Source organism: Hydrogenibacillus schlegelii, assembly GCF_001653195.1.
GTDB lineage: Bacteria > Bacillota > Bacilli > Thermicanales > DSM-22653 > Hydrogenibacillus > Hydrogenibacillus schlegelii.
On sequence record NZ_JXBB01000001.1, the window covers coordinates 67,137 to 89,445 of the forward strand.

A 22,309-nucleotide genomic window follows, 5' to 3' on the forward strand; every position below is an offset into this window, starting at 1 on the left:
AAACGGAGGCCGCCCGCCGTGACCCGCCATCCCGCCAAAACGGTCCTATGGTGCTAAAGACCGCACCATAAAGCGAAACGGATCGCGATCGGCCTCGGCCACGACGACGGCGACGCTTTCGGGGGCCGCCGTTTCTTGATCGGTCCGAACGGAACGCCCTTCACCGGCCCGATCCCCTGCGCCGGACGGCGTTCCCGACCGGGATGGGGGGCCGGATTCGCCCCCCTCCGCCTCGGCGAGGAGCGCCCGAAAACGCCCGGCAAAATGCGGCGCAAACCACTTTTCCATGTGGTGACCGCCGTCGATGACCGCCAGTCCGAGCGCCTCCGCCTCCCGGGCGTCGTGATAGCCGACGTCCCCGGTGATGAGGACGTCGGCGCCTCGGGCGGCCGCCATCGGAATCGCTCGGGCCCCGCTTCCGGAGTAGACCGCCGCCCGCGTCACCGGTCGCTCCGGATCGCCGACGATCCGCACGCCCTCCAGGCCGAACCGCTCCGCGACCAGCGCCGCCAGCGCCGCCAGCGTCATCGGCGACCGAAGCCGGCCGATCCGCCCGAGGCCGTACGGCCGCCCTTCGTTCGCCAGCGGATACAGATCGTAGGCGACCTCTTCGTAAGGGTGGACGGCCAGCATCGCCTGAAGCACGGCGTCGAGCCGCCCCGCCGGCACGATCGTCTCCAGCCGGATCTCGTCGGCGCGGGTGAGTTCGCCGATCTTGCCGAGAAACGGATCGGCCCCTTCCCGGGCCCAGAACGTCCCGGTGCCCGGCGTGTTGAACGTGCAGTGGCTGTAATTGCCGATCCACCCGGCGCCGGCATCGCCGATCGCCTGAAGCACCGCCTCGTGGTGACTCGCCGGGACGAAGACGGCGAGTTTGAAGAGCGCTTCCCGACCGGTCACCTCGAGCACGTCCGGCGCCTCCAGGCCGACCCGCGCCGCAAACACGTCGTTCAGGCCGTCGTCGGCGGCGTCGGCGTTCGTGTGCATCACGTAGACGGCGACATCGGCCTGAAGAAGCCGGGCCAGCGCCCGCCCGTCGGCCCGGTCGGTCCGGATCGTCCGGGTCGGCCGGTAGAGGGGATGATGATGCACGACGAGAAGGTCGATCCCCCGGTCGAGCGCCTCCTCCACCACCGCCGGCGTCGCCTCCAGGGCAAACATCACCCGCCGGACCGGCCGGTCCTCCCGGCCGAGAGCAAGCCCGATCGGGTCGTCCCGAAGCGCCCGCTCCGGAGGCGCGATCCGTTCCAAAAGTCGCACGGCCGTACGCACGTCCATCTTGGCATCCCCCCGTTCGATCGGTTGGCCCGCCGATCATCGGCGATCGCCTGCGGCGCCGACCGTCTACGGGCCGAAAACGGCATCGATGCCGCCGCAGACCCGGAGGGCCGCCTGCAGGCGGGCGATCCGCGCCGCAAGGGACTCCCCTTTGACGCGTCCCGCCGCGCTCGGTGCCGAGCGAAGCGCGGCGGCGAGCCTTTCCCAGCGGGCGAGTTCCCGACGCCAGTGAGCGCAGAACGCCTCCGTCGGCCGCCGGAGGAGGTGCGGTCCGAGCCAGAAGGCCACCTCCGGCGGCACCGGCAGACCGGCGTACGGCGCCCGGCCGTCGCCCCGGCGAAAGGCGACGATTTCGTAAGACCGGCCGCCGGCCCGGACGACGTCTTCCGCCCAAAGCTCCATCCCCGCCCCGTAGCCAAACGCCCTGAGCGGCCGCGCCGGCGTCTGAGGCTGAAACACCCACAGCGGATAGGTCGCCCGCTTCTCCCCGGCCGCTTTGAGCATCGCGACGATCCGCTCCGCTCCCAAGCCGGCAACGACGACGACGTCCACCTCTCCCGGCCGAAGGGGCGAAAGCCCGTCGCCCAACCGAAGCTCGATCCGATCCAGAAGCCCGTGCCGGACGACGTTGGCCCGCGCCGCTTCCAGCGGCCCGGGGCGAAGGTCGGTGGCGATGACGGACGGGCTTTTTCCCGAAGCGACGAGCAGGATCGCGAGCTGTCCGTGGTCGGTGCCGATGTCGGCCACCGTCCGTCCGGGCGGGACGAACGCGGCCACCGCTCGGAGGCGCGCCGCCCGAGCCGCTTTTTGATCGGGCACGGTCCCTCGTCCTCTCCTAAGACGCGCATCGAATCGACCGCTTCCGGAAGGGCGCGTACCGAATCGACCGAATCCGCAAAAGCGCATCGAATCGGCCGGACCCCGTGACCGGGCACCGATCGGCCCGATGCCCGATCGGAGCGGGGCGTCCTCGGCCCCCCGCCCCCCTTCAACGAAAACCGCCCCACAGACCCCACAGATGCCCGACCTGAAGCGCGATCCCGGCGAGGAGCGCCAAAGCGGCCAGCCACCCGTGATACCGCTTCCCCCAGCGCCGGGCCGCCCAAAGCCACAGGAAAAATCCGCCGGCCACGAGAACCGGCGGGGTCCACGGCCAGCGCTCCCTCGCCGCCGGGATCGCCGCGCCGATGCCGGCAAACAGAAACAAGGGAAACAAAAGGGCGCTCACGTGGCCGGCGGCGCCGGGGTGCCCGCGGAGGGCGTGGGCCAGCGCCGCCGCCAGAACGGCCAGGCCGAACAGCACCGGCGGCGAGCGGAGGGCTTCCCCCACGAGCCCCGGCGGCCCTCCGGCCCCGGCCAACCCCTCGGAACCGCCCGTCGGAGACCGCGGCCGCGGCCCCTTTGGCTCCGGCCGGGAGGACGGCCCAGGCGGCCCGACCGCCTCCTCTGCCGGTCCGTAAGCCGGCTTCGCCCCTTCCCCATCCGCCGCGACCGCCGGGGCGGACTCGACGCCTGTCCAACGGGGCTCGGCCGGCAGCCGTCCCCCCCATGCCCACCACAGTCCCCCAAGGAGCGCCGCAAACAAAACGCCGGCCACAAAGCCGGCGAAAAAAGCCGCCATCCGCCGGCGATACGGCCGGCGGCGTCCGCCTTCGCCGTAGAGCCTGAGCAAAAAAAGCGCCTGCGCTTCCGGAAGGAGGCGGTGCTCCCGCCACGCCTCGATCTCCCGCACGATGATCGAACGCCGTCTGTCCATCCCGGCTCCCCCGTTCCGGCCCAAGCGCCGCATCGACCCCGCGTCCAGGCGGGCCGACCGCTTAAGCCGGGCGCCCCGGTGGACCGGCCTACGGCGCCCGGCCTCACGTCGGCTTTTCCCGGCCCGCTCAGTCGAGAAAATCCCGGAGCCGCTTGCTCCGGCTCGGGTGCCGGAGCTTCCGGAGCGCCTTCGCCTCGATCTGGCGGATCCGCTCCCGCGTCACGCCGAAGACCTTGCCGACCTCCTCCAGCGTCCGCGTCCGACCGTCGTCGAGGCCGAAGCGAAGCCGGAGGACGTTTTCTTCCCGATCGGTGAGGGTGTCGAGCACCTCCTCGAGCTGCTCCTTGAGCATCTCGTAGGCGGCCGCGTCCGACGGCGACATCGCCTCCTGATCCTCGATAAAGTCCCCGAGGTGGGAGTCGTCTTCCTCGCCGATCGGCGTCTCCAGCGACACCGGCTCCTGGGCGATCTTCTGGATCTCCCGCACCTTGTCCACCGGCATGTCCATCTCTTTGGCGATCTCTTCCGCCGTCGGCTCCCGGCCGAGCTCCTGCAGGAGCTGGCGCTGCACCCGAATGAGCTTGTTGATCGTCTCGACCATGTGCACCGGGATGCGGATCGTCCGGGCCTGGTCGGCAATCGCCCGGGTGATCGCCTGGCGGATCCACCACGTGGCGTAGGTGCTGAATTTATATCCCTTCCGGTAGTCGAACTTCTCAACCGCCTTGAGGAGCCCGAGGTTCCCTTCTTGAATGAGGTCCAAAAAGAGCATGCCCCGGCCGACGTACCGCTTCGCGATCGAGACGACGAGGCGGAGGTTCGCCTCCGTCAGCCGTTTTTTCGCCTCTTCGTCCCCCTGCTCGATCCGCTTGGCGAGTTCGATCTCCTCTTCCGCCGTAAGGAGCGGCACCCGGCCGATCTCCTTCAGGTACATCCGGACCGGATCGCTGATCTTGATCCCCGGCGGAAGCGAAAGGTCGTCCAGATCGGTCGGCACCTCTTCTTCGATCGCCTCGGGATCGAACGCCTCGTCGTCCGCCGCTTCGCCGCCGACCTTCTCCGGCTCCTCATCCTCGCCGAGGAGCTCGATCCCCTGCTCCGCCAGCTCGTCGTAAAACTCCTCGATCTGCTCCGGTTCCATCTCGTAGGCCGAAAGCTTCTCCGCCACCATCTGAACCGTGAGATACCCCCGCTTTTTGCCGAGTTCGATCACCTCTTCCTTGGCCTGTTCCAGCGTCTTGTCGTCCGGATCGACCTTGCTCATCTATCCGAAGCCCTCCTTCCTGGGCCTGCCACCGTCTTCCCGCGCCGGGGCGCCGTCTTACGCCCGCCGGCGTAGCCGCTCGATCTCCGATCGAACCGCCCGGGCCCGGGCTTCGATCTCCCGCGCCCGGGCAAAATCGCCGGCATCGAGGGCCTTCGACCGTTCGGCGTAGAGCGCCTTGAGCTCGTTTTCCTTCGGATACACCTGAAGCGTCGCCACCAGGTCCGCGAGCGCCGCCGGTGAAAGCGGCGGCGCCTCCTCGAGGAGAAGTTCCGTCAAAAAATCTTTGAGCGCCGGATCCTCCAGGGCGGTCATGAGCTTCGGCACGAGTTCCCGCCCGGTGATCCCCTCGTAGAAAAGGGCGTACAGCTCCGCCGCGAGGGCCGTCCCCTCCGGCGTGATCCAGCCCCCGCCGACGGCGTCCATGATCTCCGAGATGCGCTCCGGCCGGGCCAGCATCTCTTGGAGGAGCCGCGCCTCGGCCGCTTCGTAGGCCGTTCGCGGCCGGCGCCTTCGCCCGCCGGCGTCACTCGAATGTATGCGGCCTGCGAAGCGATCATACGGCGGCGCCTCGGCCGCTTTTCGCGCCTGAGCCTCCAGGTGGCGGCGGACGCTCGCTTGAAAAAGATCCTTCGGTACGGCGTACGCCTTCACGATGGCCTCAATGTGCGCCTCCCGTTCAAACGGGTTCGAAAGCTCCGCGATCGCCCGGGCCGCCTGCTCCAGATACCGCGCCCGGTCCGCGGCGTCGCCGAGGTCGAGCCCCCGCTTGAGCCGCTCGAGCCGGAAGGCCCCGTAGCTTTCCGCCCCCTGAAGCACCCGCAGGCGGAAGGCGTCGATGCCGGAGGCCCGGACGTACGCATCGGGGTCGAGCCCCTCCGGAAGGCGCGCCACTTTTACATCGAGGCCCCGTTGTAGTAAAATAGGGGCGGCCCGCTCGGCGGAGCGCTCCCCCGCCTCATCGCCGTCGAAGGCGAGGACGACCCGCTCGGCATAACGCCCGAGGAGCTCCGCCATGTCCGGCGTAAACGCCGTCCCCTGGGCGGCGACGACGTTTTCCAGCCCTTCCTGGGCGAGGAGAAGGGCATCGAGGGGCCCTTCGACGACGACCACCTCTCGAAGCCGGCGGATCGCCGCTTTGGCCCGGCCGAGGTGAAAGAGAAAACGGCCCTTTTTAAAGATCGGCGTCTCCGGCGAATTCACGTACTTCGGCGACCCGCCGTCGAGCCGGCGGCCGCTAAAGCCGACGACCGCCCCGTGGATGTCCTCCAGCGGAATCATGAGCCGACCGACAAAACGATCGGCGAGGCGCCCGCCTTCTTCCACCCCGAGACCGGCCGCAACGATCTCTTCCCGGCCGAAGCCCCGCTTTTGGAGAAACCGGACGAGGGCATCGCCCGTCTCCGGCGCATAGCCGAGCCGGTAGCGCTCGACCGTCTCCGGGCGGATACCCCGACCGTGTACGTATTCTTTTGCAGTTTCTCCATGCCGCGAGGCGTTTAATACATAATGGTAATAGCGCGTCGCGAGGGCGTGGGCTTCCTTCAGGCGATTTTTTCGCCTCCCGGCCTCATCGTCGTATTCGAGATCGGGCAGCGGAATTCCTGCCCGATCGGCGAGGTGTTTGACGGCTTCCGGAAAGCTCATCCCTTCGATCTCCATGATGAACCGGAAGACGTCGCCGCCGACGTGGCAGCCGAAACAGTGGAAAAATTGCTGGTCCGGGACGACCGAAAGCGACGGCGTCCGGTCCGGATGAAACGGGCAGAGGCCCATGTAGGACCGGCCGCGCTTCTTGAGGGCGACGTACTCGCCGACGACGTCGACGATATCCGACGCCGCCCGCACCCGTTCGACCAGCTCTTCCGGAAGGCGTGCCATGGGCCACCCCTCCCTCGTCCCCGCACATAAAATTTATTCTACATAGGTTGTCGTTTTCCTGCAAGGAGACCGTCCGAAAACGAAAGCCATAGTTTTCCGATTTCGGCATTCGACAAAAAGCCCTCCCCGTCGGGGAGGGCTTTTTTCCTCGCTTTCGCCTTTCGTCGATCCCGAAAAAGCCGCTCGCCGGCGCTTGGCGCTTACATGCCGGACGAGCCGGCGCCGGCCACCTTTTCCTCCCGGGCGGCGTCTTCCGCCTCGATCGCCGCCTGCGCCGCCGCAAGGCGGGCGAGCGGCACCCGGTACGGCGAGGCGCTCACGTAGTCGAGGCCGGCGCCGTGGAAGAAGCGGATCGACCGGGCGTCGCCGCCGTGCTCACCGCAGACGCCGACTTTGAGCCTCTCGTTCGCCTCCCGGCCGAGGCGGAGGCCCATCTCGACGAGCTTCCCGACGCCGCCGGTGTCGAGGGTGACGAACGGGTTGTCCGGGAGGATCTTCTCCTCGACGTAGACGTGGAGGAACTTCCCCTCGGCGTCGTCGCGGCTGACGCCGAGCGTCGTCTGGGTGAGGTCGTTCGTGCCGAAGGAGAAAAAGTCCGCCACCCGGCCGATCTCGTCGGCGGTGAGGGCCGCCCGGGGCACCTCGATCATCGTTCCGACGAGGTACGGCATCTCGGCGCCGAAGGCTTCGGCGACCTTCCGGTAGGCAGCGTCGACGACCTCCCGGAGGCGCGCCAGTTCGTTCGCGTGGCCGACGAGGGGGATCATGATCTCGACGTTCGCCGGCACGCCCTCCTGCCGGAGCCGGAAGGCGGCCCGGAAGATCGCCTCCGCCTGCATCGCGTACACTTCCGGATAGAGGATGCCGAGCCGGCAGCCCCGAAGGCCGAGCATCGGGTTTTCTTCCTTAAGCGCCCGGACCTTCCGAAGGAACGCCTGCTTTTCCTGAAGCCGGGCCGGGTCCGCCTGCGGGTCCCGGGCGAGGCGGTCGACCTCGAGGAGGAGCTCCTCGTACTTCGGCAAAAACTCATGCAGCGGCGGGTCCAGAAGCCGCACCGTGACGGGATACGGCGCCATCGCCTTGAAGATGCCGTAAAAATCTTCTTCTTGCATCGGCCGGATCTTCTCCAGCGCCGCCGCCCGCTCCTCCGGCGTCTCGGCGAGAATCATCTCCCGGACCGCCGGCAGCCGGTCCGCCGCCATAAACATGTGCTCCGTCCGGCAAAGACCGATCCCCTGGGCGCCGAAGGCCCGGGCCCGGGCGGCGTCCTCCGGCGTATCGGCATTCGCCCGGACGCCGAGGCGGCGGAAGCGGTCGGCCCAACCGAGGAGCGTCTCAAACTCCGGATCCGGCTCCGGCTCGACGAGGGCCACCGCGCCGAGGAGGATCTCTCCGGTCGCCCCGTCCATCGAGATCACGTCGCCTTTTTTCACGACGACGTCCCCGGCGCGGAACGTCTCCGCCTCGAGGTCGATCTTCAGGCCTTCGGCGCCGACGATGGCGGGTTTGCCCATTCCCCGCGCGACGACGGCGGCGTGGCTCGTCATGCCCCCCCGGCTCGTGATGACGCCCTGGGCGACGGCGAGGCCGTGGATGTCGTCGGGCGTCGTCTCCGGCCGCACCAGGATGACCGCCTCCCCCCGCTTCCCGCGGGCTTCCGCCTCGTCGGCGTCGAAGACGACGATCCCCGTCGCGGCACCCGGCGACGCCGGCAAGCCCCTGGCGAGGACGGTCCGCGGAGCGTTCGGGTCGATCCGCCGGTGCAGGAGCTGATCGATCATCTCCGGCGTGATGCGCCGGAGGGCCTCCCGCTCGTCGATGAGCCCTTCCTTCACCATATCGACGGCGATCTTCACCGCCGCCCGGGCCGTCCGCTTGCCGTTTCGCGTCTGAAGGAGATAGAGTTTGCCTTTTTCAATGGTAAATTCGATGTCCTGCATGTCCCGGTAGTGGGCCTCGAGCCGCCGGGCGATCCGCTCGAACTCGGCGTACACCTCCGGCATGACCTCCCGGAGGGCGGCGATCGGCTGCGGCGTCCGGATGCCGGCGACGACGTCTTCGCCCTGGGCGTTCAGCAAAAATTCGCCGTAGAGGACGTTTTCTCCCGTCGACGGGTTGCGGGTGAAGGCGACGCCGGTCCCGGACGTGTCGCCCATGTTGCCGAACACCATCATCTGGACGTTCACCGCGGTGCCGAGGGTGTCCGGGATCTTGTGGAGCTTCCGGTAGACGATCGCCCGGAGGTTGTTCCACGAGTCGAACACCGCCCGGATGGCCAGGACGAGCTGCTCCCGCGGTTCGGTCGGGAAGGGCCGCTTCGTCTCTTTTTCCACGAGCGCGAGAAACTCCCGAATGACCGCCTGCCAGGCTTCCGCCGGAAGCTCCGGATCCGTCTCGACCCCCCGGCGGCGTTTTTCGTCCTCGATGATCGCCTCGAAACGCGCGTGTTCGAGGCCGAGGACGACGTTGGCGAACATCTGGATGAACCGCCGGTAGGCGTCGTAGGCGAAGCGCGCATCGCCGGTCAGGCGGGCGAGCCCGTCGGCGACGGCGTCGTTTAAGCCGAGGTTTAAGATCGTGTCCATCATCCCCGGCATCGAGATCGGCGCCCCGCTTCGGACCGAGACGAGGAGCGGGTTCGCGGGATCACCGAAGCGCTTCCCGGTCCGGGCCTCGAGGTCGGCGATCGCCGCGTCGACCTCGGCGAGAAGATCCGGCGCGAGCACCCCGCCGGCGGCAAAATACTCCCGACACGCTTCGGTCGTGATCGTAAAGCCGGGGGGCACCGGAAGCCCCGCCCGGGTCATCTCCGCCAACCCCGCCCCTTTGCCGCCGAGGAGCGCTTTCATCGTTCCGTCGCCTTCGTGGAAGTGGTACACCCGTTTCACCGGATCCGTCCTCCCCTGATCATCTGTAGGATGAGGCTGGCCGTCTCCTCGACGGCCTTGTTCGTCACGTCGATCACCGGACAGCCGAGGCGCTTCATCAGATTTTCGGCATACTCGAGTTCCTCCAGAATGCGCTCCATGCGGGCATAGCTCGCCGAAAGGCCGAGGCCTAAGGATTTGAGCCGCTCGGTCCGGATCTGATGCAGCGCTTCCGGATGGATGGTGAGGCCGATGATGCGGTTCGCCGACACCTGATAGAGTTCTTTCGGCGGCGCGACCTCCGGCACGAGGGGGACGTTCGCCACCTTGATCCGCCGGTGGGCGAGGTACATCGAAAGGGGCGTCTTCGACGTCCGGGAGACGCCGATGAGGACGATGTCCGCCCGGAGGATCCCCCGGGGGTCTTTGCCGTCGTCGTACTTGACGGCGAACTCGATCGCCTCCACCCGTTTGAAGTAGTCCTCGTCGAGCTTGTGCACCAGCCCCGGCTTGTGCTTCGGGCGTTGGCCGGTCCGGCGGGCGATCCGCTCGAGGAGCGGCGTCATGAGGTCGATCGCCTCGAGGCCGAGGGCGGCGCTCTTTTCCCGGAGATAGGCCGAAAGCTCCGGCACGACGAGCGTGTAGACGATGAGGGCTTCGTTTTCCTTGGCGGAGACGAGCACCTCATCGAGGGTGGAGATGTCGTCGACGAACGGGATGCGGCGGATGTCGATCGTGTCGTAGTCGAACTGGCTCACCGCCGCCCGGACGGCGTACTCCGCCGTCTCGCCGAGGGAGTCGGACAGGACGTAGATGACCGTCTTTTTCCCGTCGCCCGGCGCCGCCCGGGCGCCCGGGGCGGCCTCGTCCCCGGCGCTTCCGACGTTTACGCCACCGACGGCGTCCGGATCCTCGTGGTCCGACGCGTCTCCCGGCGGATGGGCGCCGTCGTCCGCGCCGGCGACCGGCTCGGTTTCGTTTGGCGTCCGGACGTTTTTTTTCGTCTCGGCGCCCGCGTGCGTTTCGGCATGTTTGTTCGTCTCGGGGCTCATGACTCGCCTCCTACCCACGGCTCATCCCGGCCGAGGGCGACGAAGACGCGGGTCACCGTCGTCTTCGTGAACCGCCCGACGACCTCCAGCGCATGCCGGTTCTCCCCCCGCGGCACGACGACCGGCAGCGAGTCGACCTGGTACTCGAGGAGCTTCACCGCCGCGTCGTAGACGGAGTCGTCCGGCGAGACGGTGACGATGTTCGGCATCCGGGTCATGATCACGCCGACCGGCACCTCGTCGAGGTTCTGCCGGCCGATCGCGGCCCGAAGAAGGTCCTTGCGGGAGACGACGCCGGCGAGCAGGCGCTCCCGGCCGAGGACGTAGAGCGTCCCGACGTCCTCGAGAAAAAGCCTGACGATCGCCTCCCGGACGCTGTCCGCCTCGCCGACGACGACCGGCGGCGCGTGATGGGCCCGCACCGGGATCGCCCGAAGCCGCCTGAGCCAGAGCGAGCGGTTTTCATCGCCGGCGTAAAAATAGCCGACCCGCGGTCGGGCCTCGAGGTAGCCCGACATGGTCAAAATCGCGAGATCGGGACGGATTGTGGCCCGCGTGAGGCCCAAAAACTCCGCAATCTGCTCGCCGGTGATCGGCCCCTTTTCCTTGACGATGGCAAGGATCTGCTTCTGCCGCGGCGTGAGCTCGATATAAATCACCCCGATCGGCCAATGTGACATACCGCTTTGCCGGCTTCTGTATATTGTTTATCCTAATACGCCGGCCGTCGGTTTGCAAGAGGGTCCCGAGGCAAGGACGGGTCAAGGTTCGGCAGGCGCCTCCTCCCTGATCCATCGCACCAAGACGCCAGGCTTTCTGCCGGGCGACGATCTTCTTCCCGGCCCTGCCAAGCAAGAGGAGACCTCCCCCCCTGACCGCGAGGGATTCGGTCAGGAGGTCGCAAACCGTGACTCAAAAATTCGGTCGGAATGGAGCTTAACCAACACAGACCAAAAAGGGAGAGGGGATCGAAATGGCTCACGAGCAGATCACCGGAGATGCACAGCGTTTGCCTCCACTTTTTCTCCGCGGCGCGAAAGACGATGCGCTCGCCAAGCTCACGGGAAGTTCTCGAAAGAGCGGTTGGCCCGTAATGCTTGGCGACGGCGAGTCGGAAACCCGCCGGGGCGAGTTTTACAGCTGGCTGAAAAGCCGCGGGCTGCACGGCGTCGATGTGGTGGTGTCGGATGACCATCGCGGACGCGTACACGCCGTTCGGCGGCACGTTCAGGGCGCCACCTGGCAGCGGTGCCAGATGCCCTTTGGGCGCAACCTTCTCGATGCCACACCGAAAACGCTGGAGGAAGAGGTCCATGGTCGGGTACGGACGATGCTCGAAGCATCGGACTTGATCGTCCCTTAAGATGACTGGACCTCCGAGAACCGCTTGACGCATACCTTTCATCGACGAAGGGTGGAAATCCGCGTCGACTTGTAATATAATTGACACAAGAAGATCGAAAAGTACCCGCAACTCGTCGCGCCGAACCTCTTCCTGCAGAGGCCGTCGAACCTGTCGATCGACGCGGGTGCCGACTGCGGGAAGGGACGAGATGTAAGGGCTTTCAATCGTCGAAAGCGGCCCGCTGCGGGCGTTCAGCCAAAGAACGTTCAGCCAAAGAAACCGAAGGAACGATCGCCGCGAAGCAGAAGGCCGGGCGGGAAACGCCGCAAAGGTTAATTCCGTCTATTTCCGATTGTTAAATTACACCGGAAGACGCTTCTCCAAAACCCGGTCGGTATGTCGCTGTTCTCCTGCCAGACCGCTGGGGAAAGGACGGGAGACCGCACATGCGTGAAGGTTCCGCTGACCTGAACGTCGCGCAGATCGTGTCCGAAACGATGGAACTCTTGGAACCGTGGATGGAGGAAGGGCTGGAACCTCTCTTGCAAGCCGTCGTCGACTACGCCCGCAAAATGGTCGGCGCCTCCTTCGCCGCGCTCGTCATCACGGATCCGGGCGATCCGTCCACCATCCGGTATTTTAAGGTGTCCGGCTGGTCGTTAAAAGCCTCCGAACTCCCGAAAGGGCATGGTCTATACATCCTCCCCGCGAAGACCGGCCGTTCGCTTCGAATCGAATCCATTTCCCGGCATCCGAAGTCGGTCGGCGTGCCCCAAAACCATCCGCCCGTCGAAGCCTTGCTGTCCATCCCCCTGAAACACCGCGGCCGGCCGATCGGTTGCGTCTTTTTTGGCAAGGCGCCCAGCGAAGGCGCCTTCTCCCAGAATGACGAGGAGATCATGAACGGGTTTGCCGCCATGTGCGCCATTGCAATTTCCTGGATCTATCAGAAGGAGGACAAACGTTTTCACATCGTAACGGAAGAGCGGAGGCGAATCGCGGAAGAACTGCACGATTCGCTGTCGCAAACGCTGTTTGCGGTGGCCCGCGAAATCGACGCCCTGGAGCAGGCGCTGCCGACGGCGGAGAAAAAAGACGCCGTGCGGGCGCGCATCACGCGTTTGCGCGAATTGGCGGTGCGGTGCCAGTCAGAGCTGCGCGCCATCTTGTTCCGCCTCATGAACGACGAGGTCCACCCGAGGACGGCGGCCTTGACCCATCTCGTTCAAAAATTCGAACGCTTAAGCGGCATTTCCACCCAACTCGTCATCCGCGGCCCCTTCGAGCGCCTGAGCCTCCCCATCCGCCAGACCATCCTCAAGATCATCGCGGAATCGCTGACCAACATCTACCGCCACGCCCACAGCCCGGTCGCCTTCGTTCACGTCCTCGTCGCCGAAGAGCAGGTTCACGTCGTCGTTCAGGACGCCGGCATCGGCATATCGGACGAAGCGCTCCGCTTTGTGAGCCATCCTTCCGGCCATTTCGGACTGCATTCAATGGCGCGTTTGGTCGCCGGGCTAAACGGGGAATTTGAAATTTTTCGCAATGAAGACGGCGGCACCACCGTGCGCTGCACCCTCCCGATCCACGCCGGCCCGCGTTTTTGAATCAACGTCGACGTTGCATAAACGTCGAGGGGCGCAAAAGAAGGTGAACCCATGACAGGACGCATCGTGATCGTCGACGACCACGAACTGGTACAAATCGGCCTCCGTGCCCTTCTCACCGAACACGGGTTGGACGTGGCGGGCCAGGCCGCAACCGGCGCGGAAGGCCTGGACCTGATTCGTTCCTTAAAGCCGGATCTTGCCCTGATCGACATCCGCCTTCCGGACATGAGCGGCATCCAGGTGTGCCAGGAGATTCGCAAAACCGACGAGGCGACGCGGCTGGCCGTCCTCACCGCGCTGATGGACAAAAACGTCGTTCACGCCTGTATCCAGACGGGGGTGCAGGGCTATCTTTTGAAAGATTTGCCTGCAGAGGAGCTCCTCCGGGCGATCCAAAACATCCTGGCCGGCAAAGCGGTTCTCGACCCGACCGTCACGGGGTATGCCTTAAAATGGCTGGAGATGCGGCAAGAGAGCGGAGCCGAAAAAGAAGTGCTCGACTTGCGGGATGTGGAGATCCTGCGCCTCATGGCCCAAGGCTGGAGCAACCAGGCCATCGGAAAGTACCTGCACTTGTCCGAAAACACCATCAAGGCTCTCGTCAACGACATCTACCGCCGGCTCGGCGTCAAAAATCGCGTAGAAGCGGTGATGGAAGCGTACCGTCACGGACTCCTGTAGACCCCTCCACCTTCACGCTCTGAACGGTCCGCCAAAGGCGGCCCGCCTGATGTGGGACAGTCGGGTATTCAGAAACACCCGATTGGGTGTATCAAAATTCTGTCCTCAAAAGATATAATTGTCTTGTGATGATGACGACCTTGTGATGATGACGACCGACTGTTAAGGAGGGGATCCTTCATGTCCCACATCGACGAGGCGCGCCAGGTGTTTCAGCGCATCGAGGAAGCCTGGTCGGAAGGAGAACGGGCGGCGCTCCTTACGATCACCCAGGTCAAGGGCTCGTCTTACCGCCTTCCCGGTGCCAAAATGATGATGACGGAAAGCGGAAAGATGCTCGGTTCCTTAAGCGGCGGGTGCCTCGAGTCGGACCTGTACGGCTGGGCGGAAAAAGCAATCAAAGAAGAAAAACCCCGTCTCGTGCAGTACGACCTCAGCGAAAGCGAGATGTGGACTCTGGGGATCGGCTGCAAAGGGACGATGGAAGTCGCCATCTTTCCGATCCATCCCGACGATCCCTTCTGGCGGGCCGTGCGGGAAGCCGTCGCCCGGGACGGCCTCATTTCCCTGGCCATCGAATTGCCGGAAGGCGTTCGCGTGCTGTTCAACGGGACGACGCCGATCGCCGGAGACATCGACCGGCTCCCGGAATCGGTCCGAGAGCAGCTTGAACGCCGCCTTCACGACCGCACCAAGGCGGAGGTGGCCACCGTGGACGGCCGGCGCTTTTACATCGACACGATGCGGCCGAACGAGCGGCTCATCATCTGCGGCGCCGGCCACGACGCCGTGCCCGTGGCGGCGCTCGCCGCCAAGTGCCGGTTCCGCGTCACCGTGCTCGATCCGCGAAAAGAATTCAACTCGAGCGCCCGCTTCCCCGGCGCCGAGCATCTGGTGGTCGAGCCGGATGAGGCGGATCCGGCGCCGCTCGCGGGGAGTTGGTGGCTGATCATGAACCACCTGCAAATGCGCGATGAAGCGGCGCTCCGCCTGGCGTTGGGTGCGCAGCCGAAATACATCGGCGTGCTCGGCCCCCTCGCGCGAACGCGCGAGATGCTGGAGAACATCGGCGCCGACCTGAGCAGCGGGCCGATCCATGCGCCCGTCGGGCTGAGCATCGGCGCCGAAACGTTCGAGGAGGTGGCGGTCTCGATCGTGGCCGAATTGGTCGCCGTACGGTCCGGCCAAACGGGAAAACCACTCCACGGGAAAGAAAAAATCCACACTTGACGAACGCGAGGCGCTGCTTATTGCAGCGCCCCGCTCATGACGGCCTTTTTCCATGTGGGCACATCGTGGACGTCGATGAACGCGTCGATGTACGAAAGCGCCATCGACATCCCTTTTGCCGTCGGCTCGTAACCCGGTTCGCCGAGCAACGGATTGATCCACACGATCCGCCCGACCCGCGCGTCCAAGTCGCGCATGGCCGAGTGGAGGACCTGCGGGTGTCCCGCGTCAAACCCGTCGGAAACGATGATGACGCGCGCGTGTCGATTGAGAAGGCTGGGGTATCGCTCCAGCAACTGCTGAAGCGATCTCCCGATCCGCGTCCCGCCCCGCAGTCCCGGCAGATCGGCGTAGAGGATGCCCGTCATCGCTTTCCGCGCGATGAGCGACGTCACCCGGAGCAAGCGCGTGGAAAAAAGAAAAATTTGCGTTCGCGCGCGGACGCGCGTGAACGACCAGGCGAGCGCCGTGATGAACGGCGCGTACGGCTTCATCGACCCGGAGATGTCGATCAGAAGAACGATTCTCGGCTTGTCTCTCCGCCGCTTGAGCCGCTTGAGCACGAAAGGCTCCCCCGCGCGGCGCAAGGCGTGTCGCAGCGTCTGGCGCAGATCGATTTTTTCCTTCCCGTGCGACCGCCACTTGCGCCCGCGCGGCGCCGCCATCTTCCGGACCGCCAGCCGGGTCAGCTGGACGACTTCCTTCAGCGCCGCTTCATCCGCCCGGAGCGCATACCGCTCCCCGTCGTCGGGATGATAACCGGCGAGAAAACCGTGCTCGACCTCCAGCGGCGGCCGCTCGGCCCGCTCCCCGCCACCCGGGCCGTCTGTCGACGACTCGGAGGGGAGGGGGCGTTTTTCTTCCAGCCCCGCTTTCCGTCCGAGGAAATATTGCTCGAACAGACTCGGAAAGAGACCCCATTCCGCCGGCGTGCGCGCGTAAATCGACCGGAAGGCGGCACAGACGTCTTCCATGCGTTCGAGGTCCAGCTCGACCAAGGCGTTCAACGCCGCCTGCGTTTCGGGAATCCCGACGCGAAATCCGCGCGCCCGGAGCCAGGGCGCAAAACCGCTCACCTGCTTCACGATGTCGCCCGTCCACCGACCGAGATCGTCAGCCGTCAGGCGTTCCATAACAACTCGAGACCCCTCTCGCGCACCAAATCGATGTCTTCTTGCGTCTTCAACAAACACCCGAGGGTCCGGCGGACCACGCCTTCGTCCAGCTGCTCCGCTCCCAGCTCCGTCAGCGCGCGGGCGAAATCGATGGACTCCGCCATCCCCGGGGGTTTTAGCAGCGACAATTTGCGCAGCCGGCGCACGCCGCGGGCGATCTGCTTCGCCAGTTCCGGCGCGATGCGCGGCACGTGTAAGGAGATGATGGCCGCCTCCTGCTCCATCGAAGGGTAATCCAGCCAGAGATAGAGACAGCGGCGGCGCAGCGCGTCGGACAGATCGCGCGTGCGGTTGGAGGTCAGGATGACGACCGGCGGTTCCTCGGCGCGAAACGTCCCCAGCTCGGGAATGGTGATTTGAAATTCCGACAAAAACTCCAAAAGCAGCGCTTCGAATTCTTCGTCGGCGCGATCCACTTCGTCGATGAGCAAAACGGGCGCCGGCTTTTCACGCAGGGCGCGGAGCAGCGGTCGCTCGATGAGAAAGCGCTCGCTGTACAGCGCCGCCTCGTCCACGTGGCCCTCGGCGAACGCCGTCCGGGCGGTCAGCAATTGTTTGGGATAATCCCAGTCGTACAGCGCCTGACTTGCGTCCAGCCCTTCATAACATTGCAGTCGCACGAGACTCACGGCGCGCACGTCGGCCAGCGCCTTGGCCAGCGCCGTCTTCCCCACGCCTGCAGGCCCTTCCAACAAAAGCGGACGGGCCAGCCGCTGTGCCAGATGCAGGACAGTGGCCAGCCCTTCTTCCGCCACATAGTGGGCGCGACGCAAGGCTTCCTGCAGTCGACGCACCTGTTCGTTCATCCGGTGGTCCTCCTGCTCTTATGCCGACTGCTTATGCCGACGCGTCCAACGCCGATTTGAGGTTGGCGAAGACCTTTTCGATGATCTTGCGCGCCTCGTTATCGATGAGCCGTCCGCCGAGGCTCGCGATGGGACCGCTGATCGACGTGTCGGCCCGCCATTTCAGGAGGGTCCCCCCCTCTACGTCGCTCAGCGTCGCTTCGGCCTTCATGTCGACGCCGCTGCCCATGCCCCCGCCCTTGACGGTCATGGCCATCACCGATCCCGGCTCAACCACAGAAAGCTCGACGGCGAGGTCGAACTTGCCGCGAATCGGGCCTACGCCGACCTTCACGCGGCTGTTGAAACGATTCGGGCTCTCGACGTTCAGTTCGATCAAGTCAGGGACGCAAGGCCCCACTTTGTTGGAATCCGTGATGAAATTCCACACCTTCTCCCGCGGCAGTTCGATCTTAAATTCTCCTTCGTACGTCCGCATCCACACGGCCTCCTCTACCGCTGACTCGTCACGTACATTTCCGGATTTCGTTCAAACGCGCTTTTGCATCCGGCGCAGCAAAATCCGTACATCGTTCCGTTCCATTCCAGGCGGTGCGGCGTCGTCGCCAGGTCCACGGTCATCCCGCAGACCGGATCGATGACCAACCGGCGTTCTTCCGCCTTGCGGGCCCTGGCGCCCGCCTTCGCGCCAGCCTTTGCGCCAGCCCCGGCGGCCTCACCGGTCGGAACCGCCGCCTCCGTCGCTTGCCCCTCCCACCGCACGTCCGCCTTCCGGCGACGGCGCTCGACGATCTCGGCAAGAATGCTCAGGGCGATCTCCTGGGCCCCCACGGCGCCGATGTCGAACCCGGCAGGCGCCGTAATAAAATCGAGAAACGCTTCCGGTGCCCCCGCCTTTTCCATTTCGGCGCGCACCGCATTCCACCGTTTCGGGCTCGCGACCAGCCCGAGATAGCGGAGCGAAAGAGGGGCAAACGCCAAAAGCCCTTCGGCGTCGTACAGCCCCATCGTAGCCACCACGCCGTACACCGCCGAGCGGGCGAGAACGGACACCTGGTGCCGCAGCCGCTCGAACGGATCGCCCGTCTCCTCGCTCAAGTCCATCTCTTCCACGGCGATCCGGCGGGGCACGAAGGAAAACCGCGGCGCCAGCGCTTCCAGCGCCGTCGCGACCGGGGAATTCCCCACGATGATGAGCAACGGTTCGATGTGCCGGGGTTCCAAGAACAGCTCCACCGTTCCTTCCGAGGCGCACGTCATCGACGCGACGGTGACGCCCTCTTCGATATGGGCCGGCGGATGGGGCGTCACCAGGAGGAGCTTGCTCTCACCGGTCTTGAGGCATTCCTTGGCCTGGCCGATGACCAGATCCCGCGTGCAGTGGCCGCCGACAAAGCCGATCATCTCCCCATCCGACGTGACGATCGCCTTATCGCCGACCGTCGCCGAACTCGGGCGCACGCGGCGGACAACCGTCACCCAGACGTAAGGCTCCGCGCGTTCATCCAACGCCCTCGCTGTCTCCCAGAGGTTGTCCATTTGATGGGCCCGGAGGCTATACCGCCTCCGGGCTTTTCCCTCCTCGCGCTCTGGAATGACGCAGGAATGGCCATCGAATCACTCCGTAATGCCGTGCTCCCGCAAGATCTTCCACACCTTCCACGGATAGATCGGCATGTCGATGTGTTCTACGCCGAGCGGCGACAGCGCGTCCAGCACCGCATTGACAAACGCCGCCGGCGAACCGACGTTGGGCGACTCGCCGACCCCTTTGGCGCCAAGCGGATGGTGAGGCGAGGGCGTGACCGTCCGATCCGTCTCCCAGCGGGGCGTGTCCCAAGCGGTGGGAACCAGGTAGTCCATCCAGTTCGGCGCCAGGCAGTTGCCGTCGGCGTCATACGGGATGTCCTGCATGAACGCGATCGCAAATCCTTCCGTCAGGCCGCCGTGCACCTGACCTTCGACGATCATCGGATTGATCACGTTGCCGCAATCGTCGACGGCCAAGAACCGCCGCACCTTCACGGCGCCCGTTCCCTTGTCGATGTCGACCACGGCGATGTAGGCCCCGTAGGGGAAGGTGAGGTTCGGCGGATTGTAGTAGTACGACGCCTCCAAGCCCGGCTCGATGCCGTCGGGCACGTTCGTGTAGGCGGCAAAGGCCACATCTTTCATCGTCACCGAACGGCCCGGAAGTCCCTTGACCGAAAAGGCGGCGCCGTCCCAGACGACGTCGTCTTCGTTGACCTCCAGCAAATGGGCCGCGATCTTACGCGCCTTGTCCCGGATCCGGCGCGCACAGAGGGCCGCCGCCGCCCCGGCCGTCGGCGTGGAACGGCTGGCGTACGTGCCCAACCCGTAGGGGGCCGTGTCGGTATCGCCTTCTTCGACCACGACGTCGTCGACGCTGAGCCCCAGCTCCTCGGCGATGATCTGGGCGAACGTCGTCTCATGCCCCTGTCCCTGATGGCGCACGCCGAGCCGGGCGATCACCTTGCCCGTCGGATGGACGCGGATCTCCGCGCTGTCGAACATCTTGATGCCGAGAATATCGAAGGAGTGCGCCGGACCCGCGCCGACGATCTCCGTGAAGGTGGAGATGCCGATGCCCATGAATTCTCCCCGGGCCCACTTCTCCTTCTGCTCCTTGCGCAGCTCTTCATATCCGATGCGCTCCAGCGCGAGCTTGAACGTCTTTTCGTAATCCCCGCTGTCGTACACCCATCCCGTCGGGCTGCGGTACGGGAACTGCTCCTTGCGAATGAAATTGCGCAGGCGCAACTCGGCCGGATCCATCTTGAGCCGTCGGGCCAAAACGTCCACGACGCGTTCAATCAGATAGGAGGCTTCCGTGACCCGGAACGAGCAGCGGTAGGCCACACCGCCCGGCGGCTTGTTCGTATGAACACCGTCCACTTCGACGAACGCCGCCTTGAAGTCGTACGACCCCGTCACGATGCTGTACAATCCGGCGGGGTATTTGGTCGGGTTGGCGGTCGCGTCGAACGCGCCGTGGTCGGCGATCGTCTTCACGCGGAGCGCCAGCATCTTGCCGTCTTCCGTCGCCGCGATCTCCGCCGTCATGTGGTAATCGCGGGCGAAGTGGGTGCTGGCGATGTTTTCCGTCCGCGTCTCGATCCACTTCACGGGGACTCCCAGCTTCAAGGAAGCGACGATCGCCACCACGTAGCCGGGGTAGAGGGGCACCTTGTTCCCGAACCCGCCGCCCACATCGGGCGAAATGACCTGAATCATGTGTTCGGGGAAGCCCGTCGTCAAAGCGATCGCCGTCCGGTGGACGTGCGGCGCCTGCGACGTGACGTAGACCACGAGCTTCCCCGTCGCCGGGTTGTAGTCGGCCACGCAGCCGCACGGCTCAAGCGGCGAGGGATGGACGCGCTGAAAACGCACATTCTGCTTGACGACGACCGGCGCTTCGCGGAAGATCGCGTCGGTCTCTTCCCGGTCGCCCGCCTCCCAGTGCCAGATGTGGTTGGACTTTTTCTCCTTGTCCTCCCGGAGGATGGGCGCGTCCGGCTCCAGCGCCTTGAACGGATCGACCACCACCGGCAGGGGCTCGTAGTCGACCTCGATCAGCTGAATCGCGTCCTCGGCCTGGGCGCGCGTCTCCGCGACGACCGCCGCGACCTCCTGGTACTGGAACAGGACCTTGTCCGTCGCCAGCACCATCTGCACGTCCCCCGCCAAGGTCGGCATCCAGGCGAGGTTCATCTTGGCCAGATCTTCTCCCGTGAGCACCAGCTTGACGCCCGGCGCGGCTTCTGCTTTCGACGTATCGATGCGGCGAATGCGGGCGTGGGCGTACGGGCTCCGCAAGATGCAAAGATGGAGCATATTCGGCAACAGGATGTCGTCCACAAACCGGCCCTTCCCGCGGATCAGCCGGGGATCCTCCTTGCGGAGAATCGGTTTGCCCATCGGGCGCAGTTCAGTCTGCGGCAGTGCCACTGGTCGCCACCTCCCCAACGGCTTCGCCAGACGCGCCGGAAAGCCTGCGCGCCGCGGATTGAACGGCCTTGACGATGTTCATGTAACCGGTGCAACGGCAGACGTTCCCGGACAATCCAAAACGAATCTCTTCCTCGGTGGGCATCGGATTTTCTTGCAACAGCGCGTAAGAGGCCATCAACATACCGGGCGTGCAATATCCGCAATGAAGCGCGTGTTCTTCCCAGAACGCGACTTGCAGAGGATTCAGCTGGCCGTCTTTTTCCAGCCCTTCGACCGTCATGACCTCGCGTCCGTTCGCCTGCACCGCGAGGACCGTGCACGACTTGACCGCCTTCCCGTCCAAAAGCACCGTGCAAGCTCCGCAGGTGGTCGTGTCGCAGCCGATGTGCGTGCCCGTCAACTTCAATTCCTCGCGCAGAAAGTACGCCAGAAGCGTCCGCGGTTCCACGTCCGCCTCGTACAGCGTCCCGTTGACTTTGACCCGGATCTTCATTGGATCCCCACCTTTCCTTGCAGCTCTTTGGCGATGTCGCGGAGGGCGCGCGCGGCAAACACCCGCAACACGTCGCGCTTATATTCCGCGCTTCCTCGCAGATCGTCGGCGGGCTCGGCATCTTCCGGAACCAGCCTCGACGCCTCGACGATGACCTCTTCCGTCAGCGGCCGGCCGATGAGCGCCGCCTCCGCTTTGGCTGCCCGGAGGGGGATCGGACCGCACGCGCAAATGCCGATGCCGGCTTCGGACACGCGGCCGTCGGTTCCGAGGGCGACGTGGACGGCGAGCGCGGCGATGGCGAAATCGCCCGCCCGGCGCTCCAGCTTCATATACCGGGAGGCCGCCGGCCCCTTCGGCGTCGGCACGTGCACCGCGACGGCGAGTTCGTCTTCATTTAAAGCGGTTGCAAACGTATCGACAAAAAATTCGTCGATGGGAATGAGCCGGCTTCCCTGGGGGCCTCGCGCTTCCACTTCGGCCCGAAGCGCGATCATCGCCGCCCCCCAGTCGGAGCCGGGATCGGCGTGCGCGAGCGAGCCTCCGATGGTCCCGCGGTTGCGGATGAGCGGATCGGCGATCCATCGGGCCGTCTGGAAAAACAGCGGATACGTGTCGCGGAGCTCTTTGGCATGCTCCAGTTCGGCGTGGCGCGTCATCGCGCCCACCCGCAGTTTCCCGTCGACCTCGCGCCACCCCTGGAGCGCATCGATGCCGTTGATGTCGATGAGCACGGCCGGCGCCGCGACGCGCAGCTTCATCATCGGGAGCAAGCTCTGCCCGCCCGCCAACACCTTTCCGTCGTAGCCGTACTCGGCCAGCAGACGGACGGCCTCGTCGACCGATGCCGGCGCCTCGTACTTGAACGCATTGGGAAACACCGCTTAACCTCCTTA

The 22,309-nt window shown here is 65.4% G+C and carries 18 protein-coding genes and 1 pseudogene; 4 read left to right on the forward strand and 15 right to left on the reverse strand.

What is annotated here, in order from left to right; genetic code table 11:
- Positions 1-45: 45 nt before the first annotated feature.
- The 8 genes from SA87_RS00300 to ccpN all read right to left on the reverse strand — a co-directional run bounded on the left by SA87_RS00300 (position 46) and on the right by ccpN (position 10,778).
- On the reverse strand, positions 46-1,278 hold the full coding sequence (locus tag SA87_RS00300; protein WP_066197391.1) for a Nif3-like dinuclear metal center hexameric protein: 1,233 nt from the start codon (positions 1,276-1,278) through the stop codon (positions 46-48).
- A 66-nt stretch (positions 1,279-1,344) separates the two neighbouring features.
- Entirely contained in the window at positions 1,345-2,097 is a 753-nt protein-coding gene (locus tag SA87_RS00305) for a tRNA (adenine(22)-N(1))-methyltransferase (RefSeq protein ID WP_066197394.1), read from the reverse strand.
- A gap of 169 nt (positions 2,098-2,266) precedes the next feature.
- Positions 2,267-3,034 (reverse strand): hypothetical protein, encoded by a 768-nt coding sequence (locus SA87_RS00310; RefSeq protein WP_066197396.1) that lies wholly within the window; start codon positions 3,032-3,034, stop codon positions 2,267-2,269.
- Positions 3,035-3,161: 127 nt separating this feature from the next.
- Complete coding sequence (rpoD, locus tag SA87_RS00315; RefSeq protein ID WP_066197399.1) at positions 3,162-4,298, reverse strand: RNA polymerase sigma factor RpoD; 1,137 nt, start codon at positions 4,296-4,298, stop codon at positions 3,162-3,164.
- A 57-nt stretch (positions 4,299-4,355) separates the two neighbouring features.
- Positions 4,356-6,179 (reverse strand): DNA primase, encoded by a 1,824-nt coding sequence (gene dnaG, locus SA87_RS00320; protein ID WP_066197402.1) that lies wholly within the window; start codon positions 6,177-6,179, stop codon positions 4,356-4,358.
- Between the two features lie 200 nt (positions 6,180-6,379).
- The gene (gene ppdK, locus SA87_RS00325) at positions 6,380-9,067 is read right to left on the reverse strand and encodes a pyruvate, phosphate dikinase (RefSeq protein WP_281180911.1); all 2,688 of its coding nucleotides are present in this window, start codon (positions 9,065-9,067) and stop codon (positions 6,380-6,382) included.
- The gene (locus tag SA87_RS00330) at positions 9,064-9,861 is read right to left on the reverse strand and encodes a pyruvate, water dikinase regulatory protein (protein WP_066197982.1); all 798 of its coding nucleotides are present in this window, start codon (positions 9,859-9,861) and stop codon (positions 9,064-9,066) included. Before SA87_RS00330 ends, ppdK begins: the two co-directional genes overlap by 4 nt.
- Positions 9,862-10,094: 233 nt before the next feature.
- Positions 10,095-10,778: a transcriptional regulator CcpN gene (ccpN, locus tag SA87_RS00335; RefSeq protein WP_066197404.1), complete on the reverse strand. Its 684-nt coding sequence runs from the start codon at positions 10,776-10,778 to the stop codon at positions 10,095-10,097.
- 410 nt (positions 10,779-11,188) lie between these two features.
- On the opposite strand from ccpN, the pseudogene SA87_RS13815 reads away from it, so the two are divergent.
- The 4 genes and pseudogenes from SA87_RS13815 to SA87_RS00355 form a co-directional block, all read left to right on the forward strand.
- Positions 11,189-11,446: pseudogene (locus tag SA87_RS13815) on the forward strand (transposase); the annotation flags it as partial.
- A gap of 443 nt (positions 11,447-11,889) precedes the next feature.
- The gene (locus SA87_RS00345) at positions 11,890-13,053 is read left to right on the forward strand and encodes a GAF domain-containing sensor histidine kinase (protein WP_066197408.1); all 1,164 of its coding nucleotides are present in this window, start codon (positions 11,890-11,892) and stop codon (positions 13,051-13,053) included.
- Between the two features lie 51 nt (positions 13,054-13,104).
- A complete protein-coding gene (locus tag SA87_RS00350) occupies positions 13,105-13,737 on the forward strand; it encodes a response regulator (protein WP_066197412.1) in 633 nt (210 codons plus the stop codon).
- Between the two features lie 180 nt (positions 13,738-13,917).
- On the forward strand, positions 13,918-14,967 hold the full coding sequence (locus SA87_RS00355) for an XdhC family protein (RefSeq protein WP_066197415.1): 1,050 nt from the start codon (positions 13,918-13,920) through the stop codon (positions 14,965-14,967).
- Between the two features lie 17 nt (positions 14,968-14,984).
- On the opposite strand, the gene SA87_RS00360 is transcribed toward SA87_RS00355, so the two are convergent.
- From SA87_RS00360 to SA87_RS00390, 7 genes are all read right to left on the reverse strand, one after another.
- Complete coding sequence (locus tag SA87_RS00360) at positions 14,985-16,100, reverse strand: vWA domain-containing protein (RefSeq protein ID WP_066197416.1); 1,116 nt, start codon at positions 16,098-16,100, stop codon at positions 14,985-14,987.
- The gene (locus SA87_RS00365; protein WP_066197419.1) at positions 16,088-16,948 is read right to left on the reverse strand and encodes an AAA family ATPase; all 861 of its coding nucleotides are present in this window, start codon (positions 16,946-16,948) and stop codon (positions 16,088-16,090) included. Before SA87_RS00365 ends, SA87_RS00360 begins: the two co-directional genes overlap by 13 nt.
- A 31-nt stretch (positions 16,949-16,979) precedes the next feature.
- Entirely contained in the window at positions 16,980-17,426 is a 447-nt protein-coding gene (locus SA87_RS00370) for an SRPBCC family protein (protein WP_066197422.1), read from the reverse strand.
- A 14-nt stretch (positions 17,427-17,440) separates the two neighbouring features.
- On the reverse strand, positions 17,441-18,487 hold the full coding sequence (locus SA87_RS00375) for an XdhC family protein (RefSeq protein WP_066197425.1): 1,047 nt from the start codon (positions 18,485-18,487) through the stop codon (positions 17,441-17,443).
- A gap of 78 nt (positions 18,488-18,565) precedes the next feature.
- Positions 18,566-20,917 carry an aerobic carbon-monoxide dehydrogenase large subunit gene (locus SA87_RS00380; protein WP_066197428.1) on the reverse strand — a complete coding sequence of 784 codons (2,352 nt, stop codon included), beginning with the start codon at positions 20,915-20,917 and terminating at the stop codon, positions 18,566-18,568.
- A complete protein-coding gene (locus SA87_RS00385; RefSeq protein ID WP_066197431.1) occupies positions 20,898-21,413 on the reverse strand; it encodes a (2Fe-2S)-binding protein in 516 nt (171 codons plus the stop codon). The genes SA87_RS00380 and SA87_RS00385 overlap by 20 nt, the downstream gene beginning before the upstream one ends.
- Positions 21,410-22,294 (reverse strand): FAD binding domain-containing protein, encoded by an 885-nt coding sequence (locus SA87_RS00390; protein ID WP_066197436.1) that lies wholly within the window; start codon positions 22,292-22,294, stop codon positions 21,410-21,412. The genes SA87_RS00385 and SA87_RS00390 overlap by 4 nt, the downstream gene beginning before the upstream one ends.
- Positions 22,295-22,309: the final 15 nt, after the last annotated feature.

Bases quoted from the DNA above. Each gene is read 5' to 3' on its own strand.
- SA87_RS00300 (WP_066197391.1), bottom strand. From the start codon at position 1,278: ATGGACGTGCGTACGGCCGTGCGACTTTTGGAACGGATCGCGCCTCCG.
- SA87_RS00310 (WP_066197396.1), bottom strand. From the start codon at position 3,034: ATGGACAGACGGCGTTCGATCATCGTGCGGGAGATCGAGGCGTGGCGG.
- rpoD (WP_066197399.1), bottom strand. From the start codon at position 4,298: ATGAGCAAGGTCGATCCGGACGACAAGACGCTGGAACAGGCCAAGGAA.
- dnaG (WP_066197402.1), bottom strand. From the start codon at position 6,179: ATGGCACGCCTTCCGGAAGAGCTGGTCGAACGGGTGCGGGCGGCGTCG.
- ccpN (WP_066197404.1), bottom strand. From the start codon at position 10,778: ATGTCACATTGGCCGATCGGGGTGATTTATATCGAGCTCACGCCGCGG.
- SA87_RS00345 (WP_066197408.1), top strand. From the start codon at position 11,890: ATGCGTGAAGGTTCCGCTGACCTGAACGTCGCGCAGATCGTGTCCGAA.
- SA87_RS00350 (WP_066197412.1), top strand. From the start codon at position 13,105: ATGACAGGACGCATCGTGATCGTCGACGACCACGAACTGGTACAAATC.
- SA87_RS00355 (WP_066197415.1), top strand. From the start codon at position 13,918: ATGTCCCACATCGACGAGGCGCGCCAGGTGTTTCAGCGCATCGAGGAA.
- SA87_RS00360 (WP_066197416.1), bottom strand. From the start codon at position 16,100: ATGGAACGCCTGACGGCTGACGATCTCGGTCGGTGGACGGGCGACATC.
- SA87_RS00365 (WP_066197419.1), bottom strand. From the start codon at position 16,948: ATGAACGAACAGGTGCGTCGACTGCAGGAAGCCTTGCGTCGCGCCCAC.
- SA87_RS00370 (WP_066197422.1), bottom strand. From the start codon at position 17,426: ATGCGGACGTACGAAGGAGAATTTAAGATCGAACTGCCGCGGGAGAAG.
- SA87_RS00375 (WP_066197425.1), bottom strand. From the start codon at position 18,487: ATGGACAACCTCTGGGAGACAGCGAGGGCGTTGGATGAACGCGCGGAG.
- SA87_RS00385 (WP_066197431.1), bottom strand. From the start codon at position 21,413: ATGAAGATCCGGGTCAAAGTCAACGGGACGCTGTACGAGGCGGACGTG.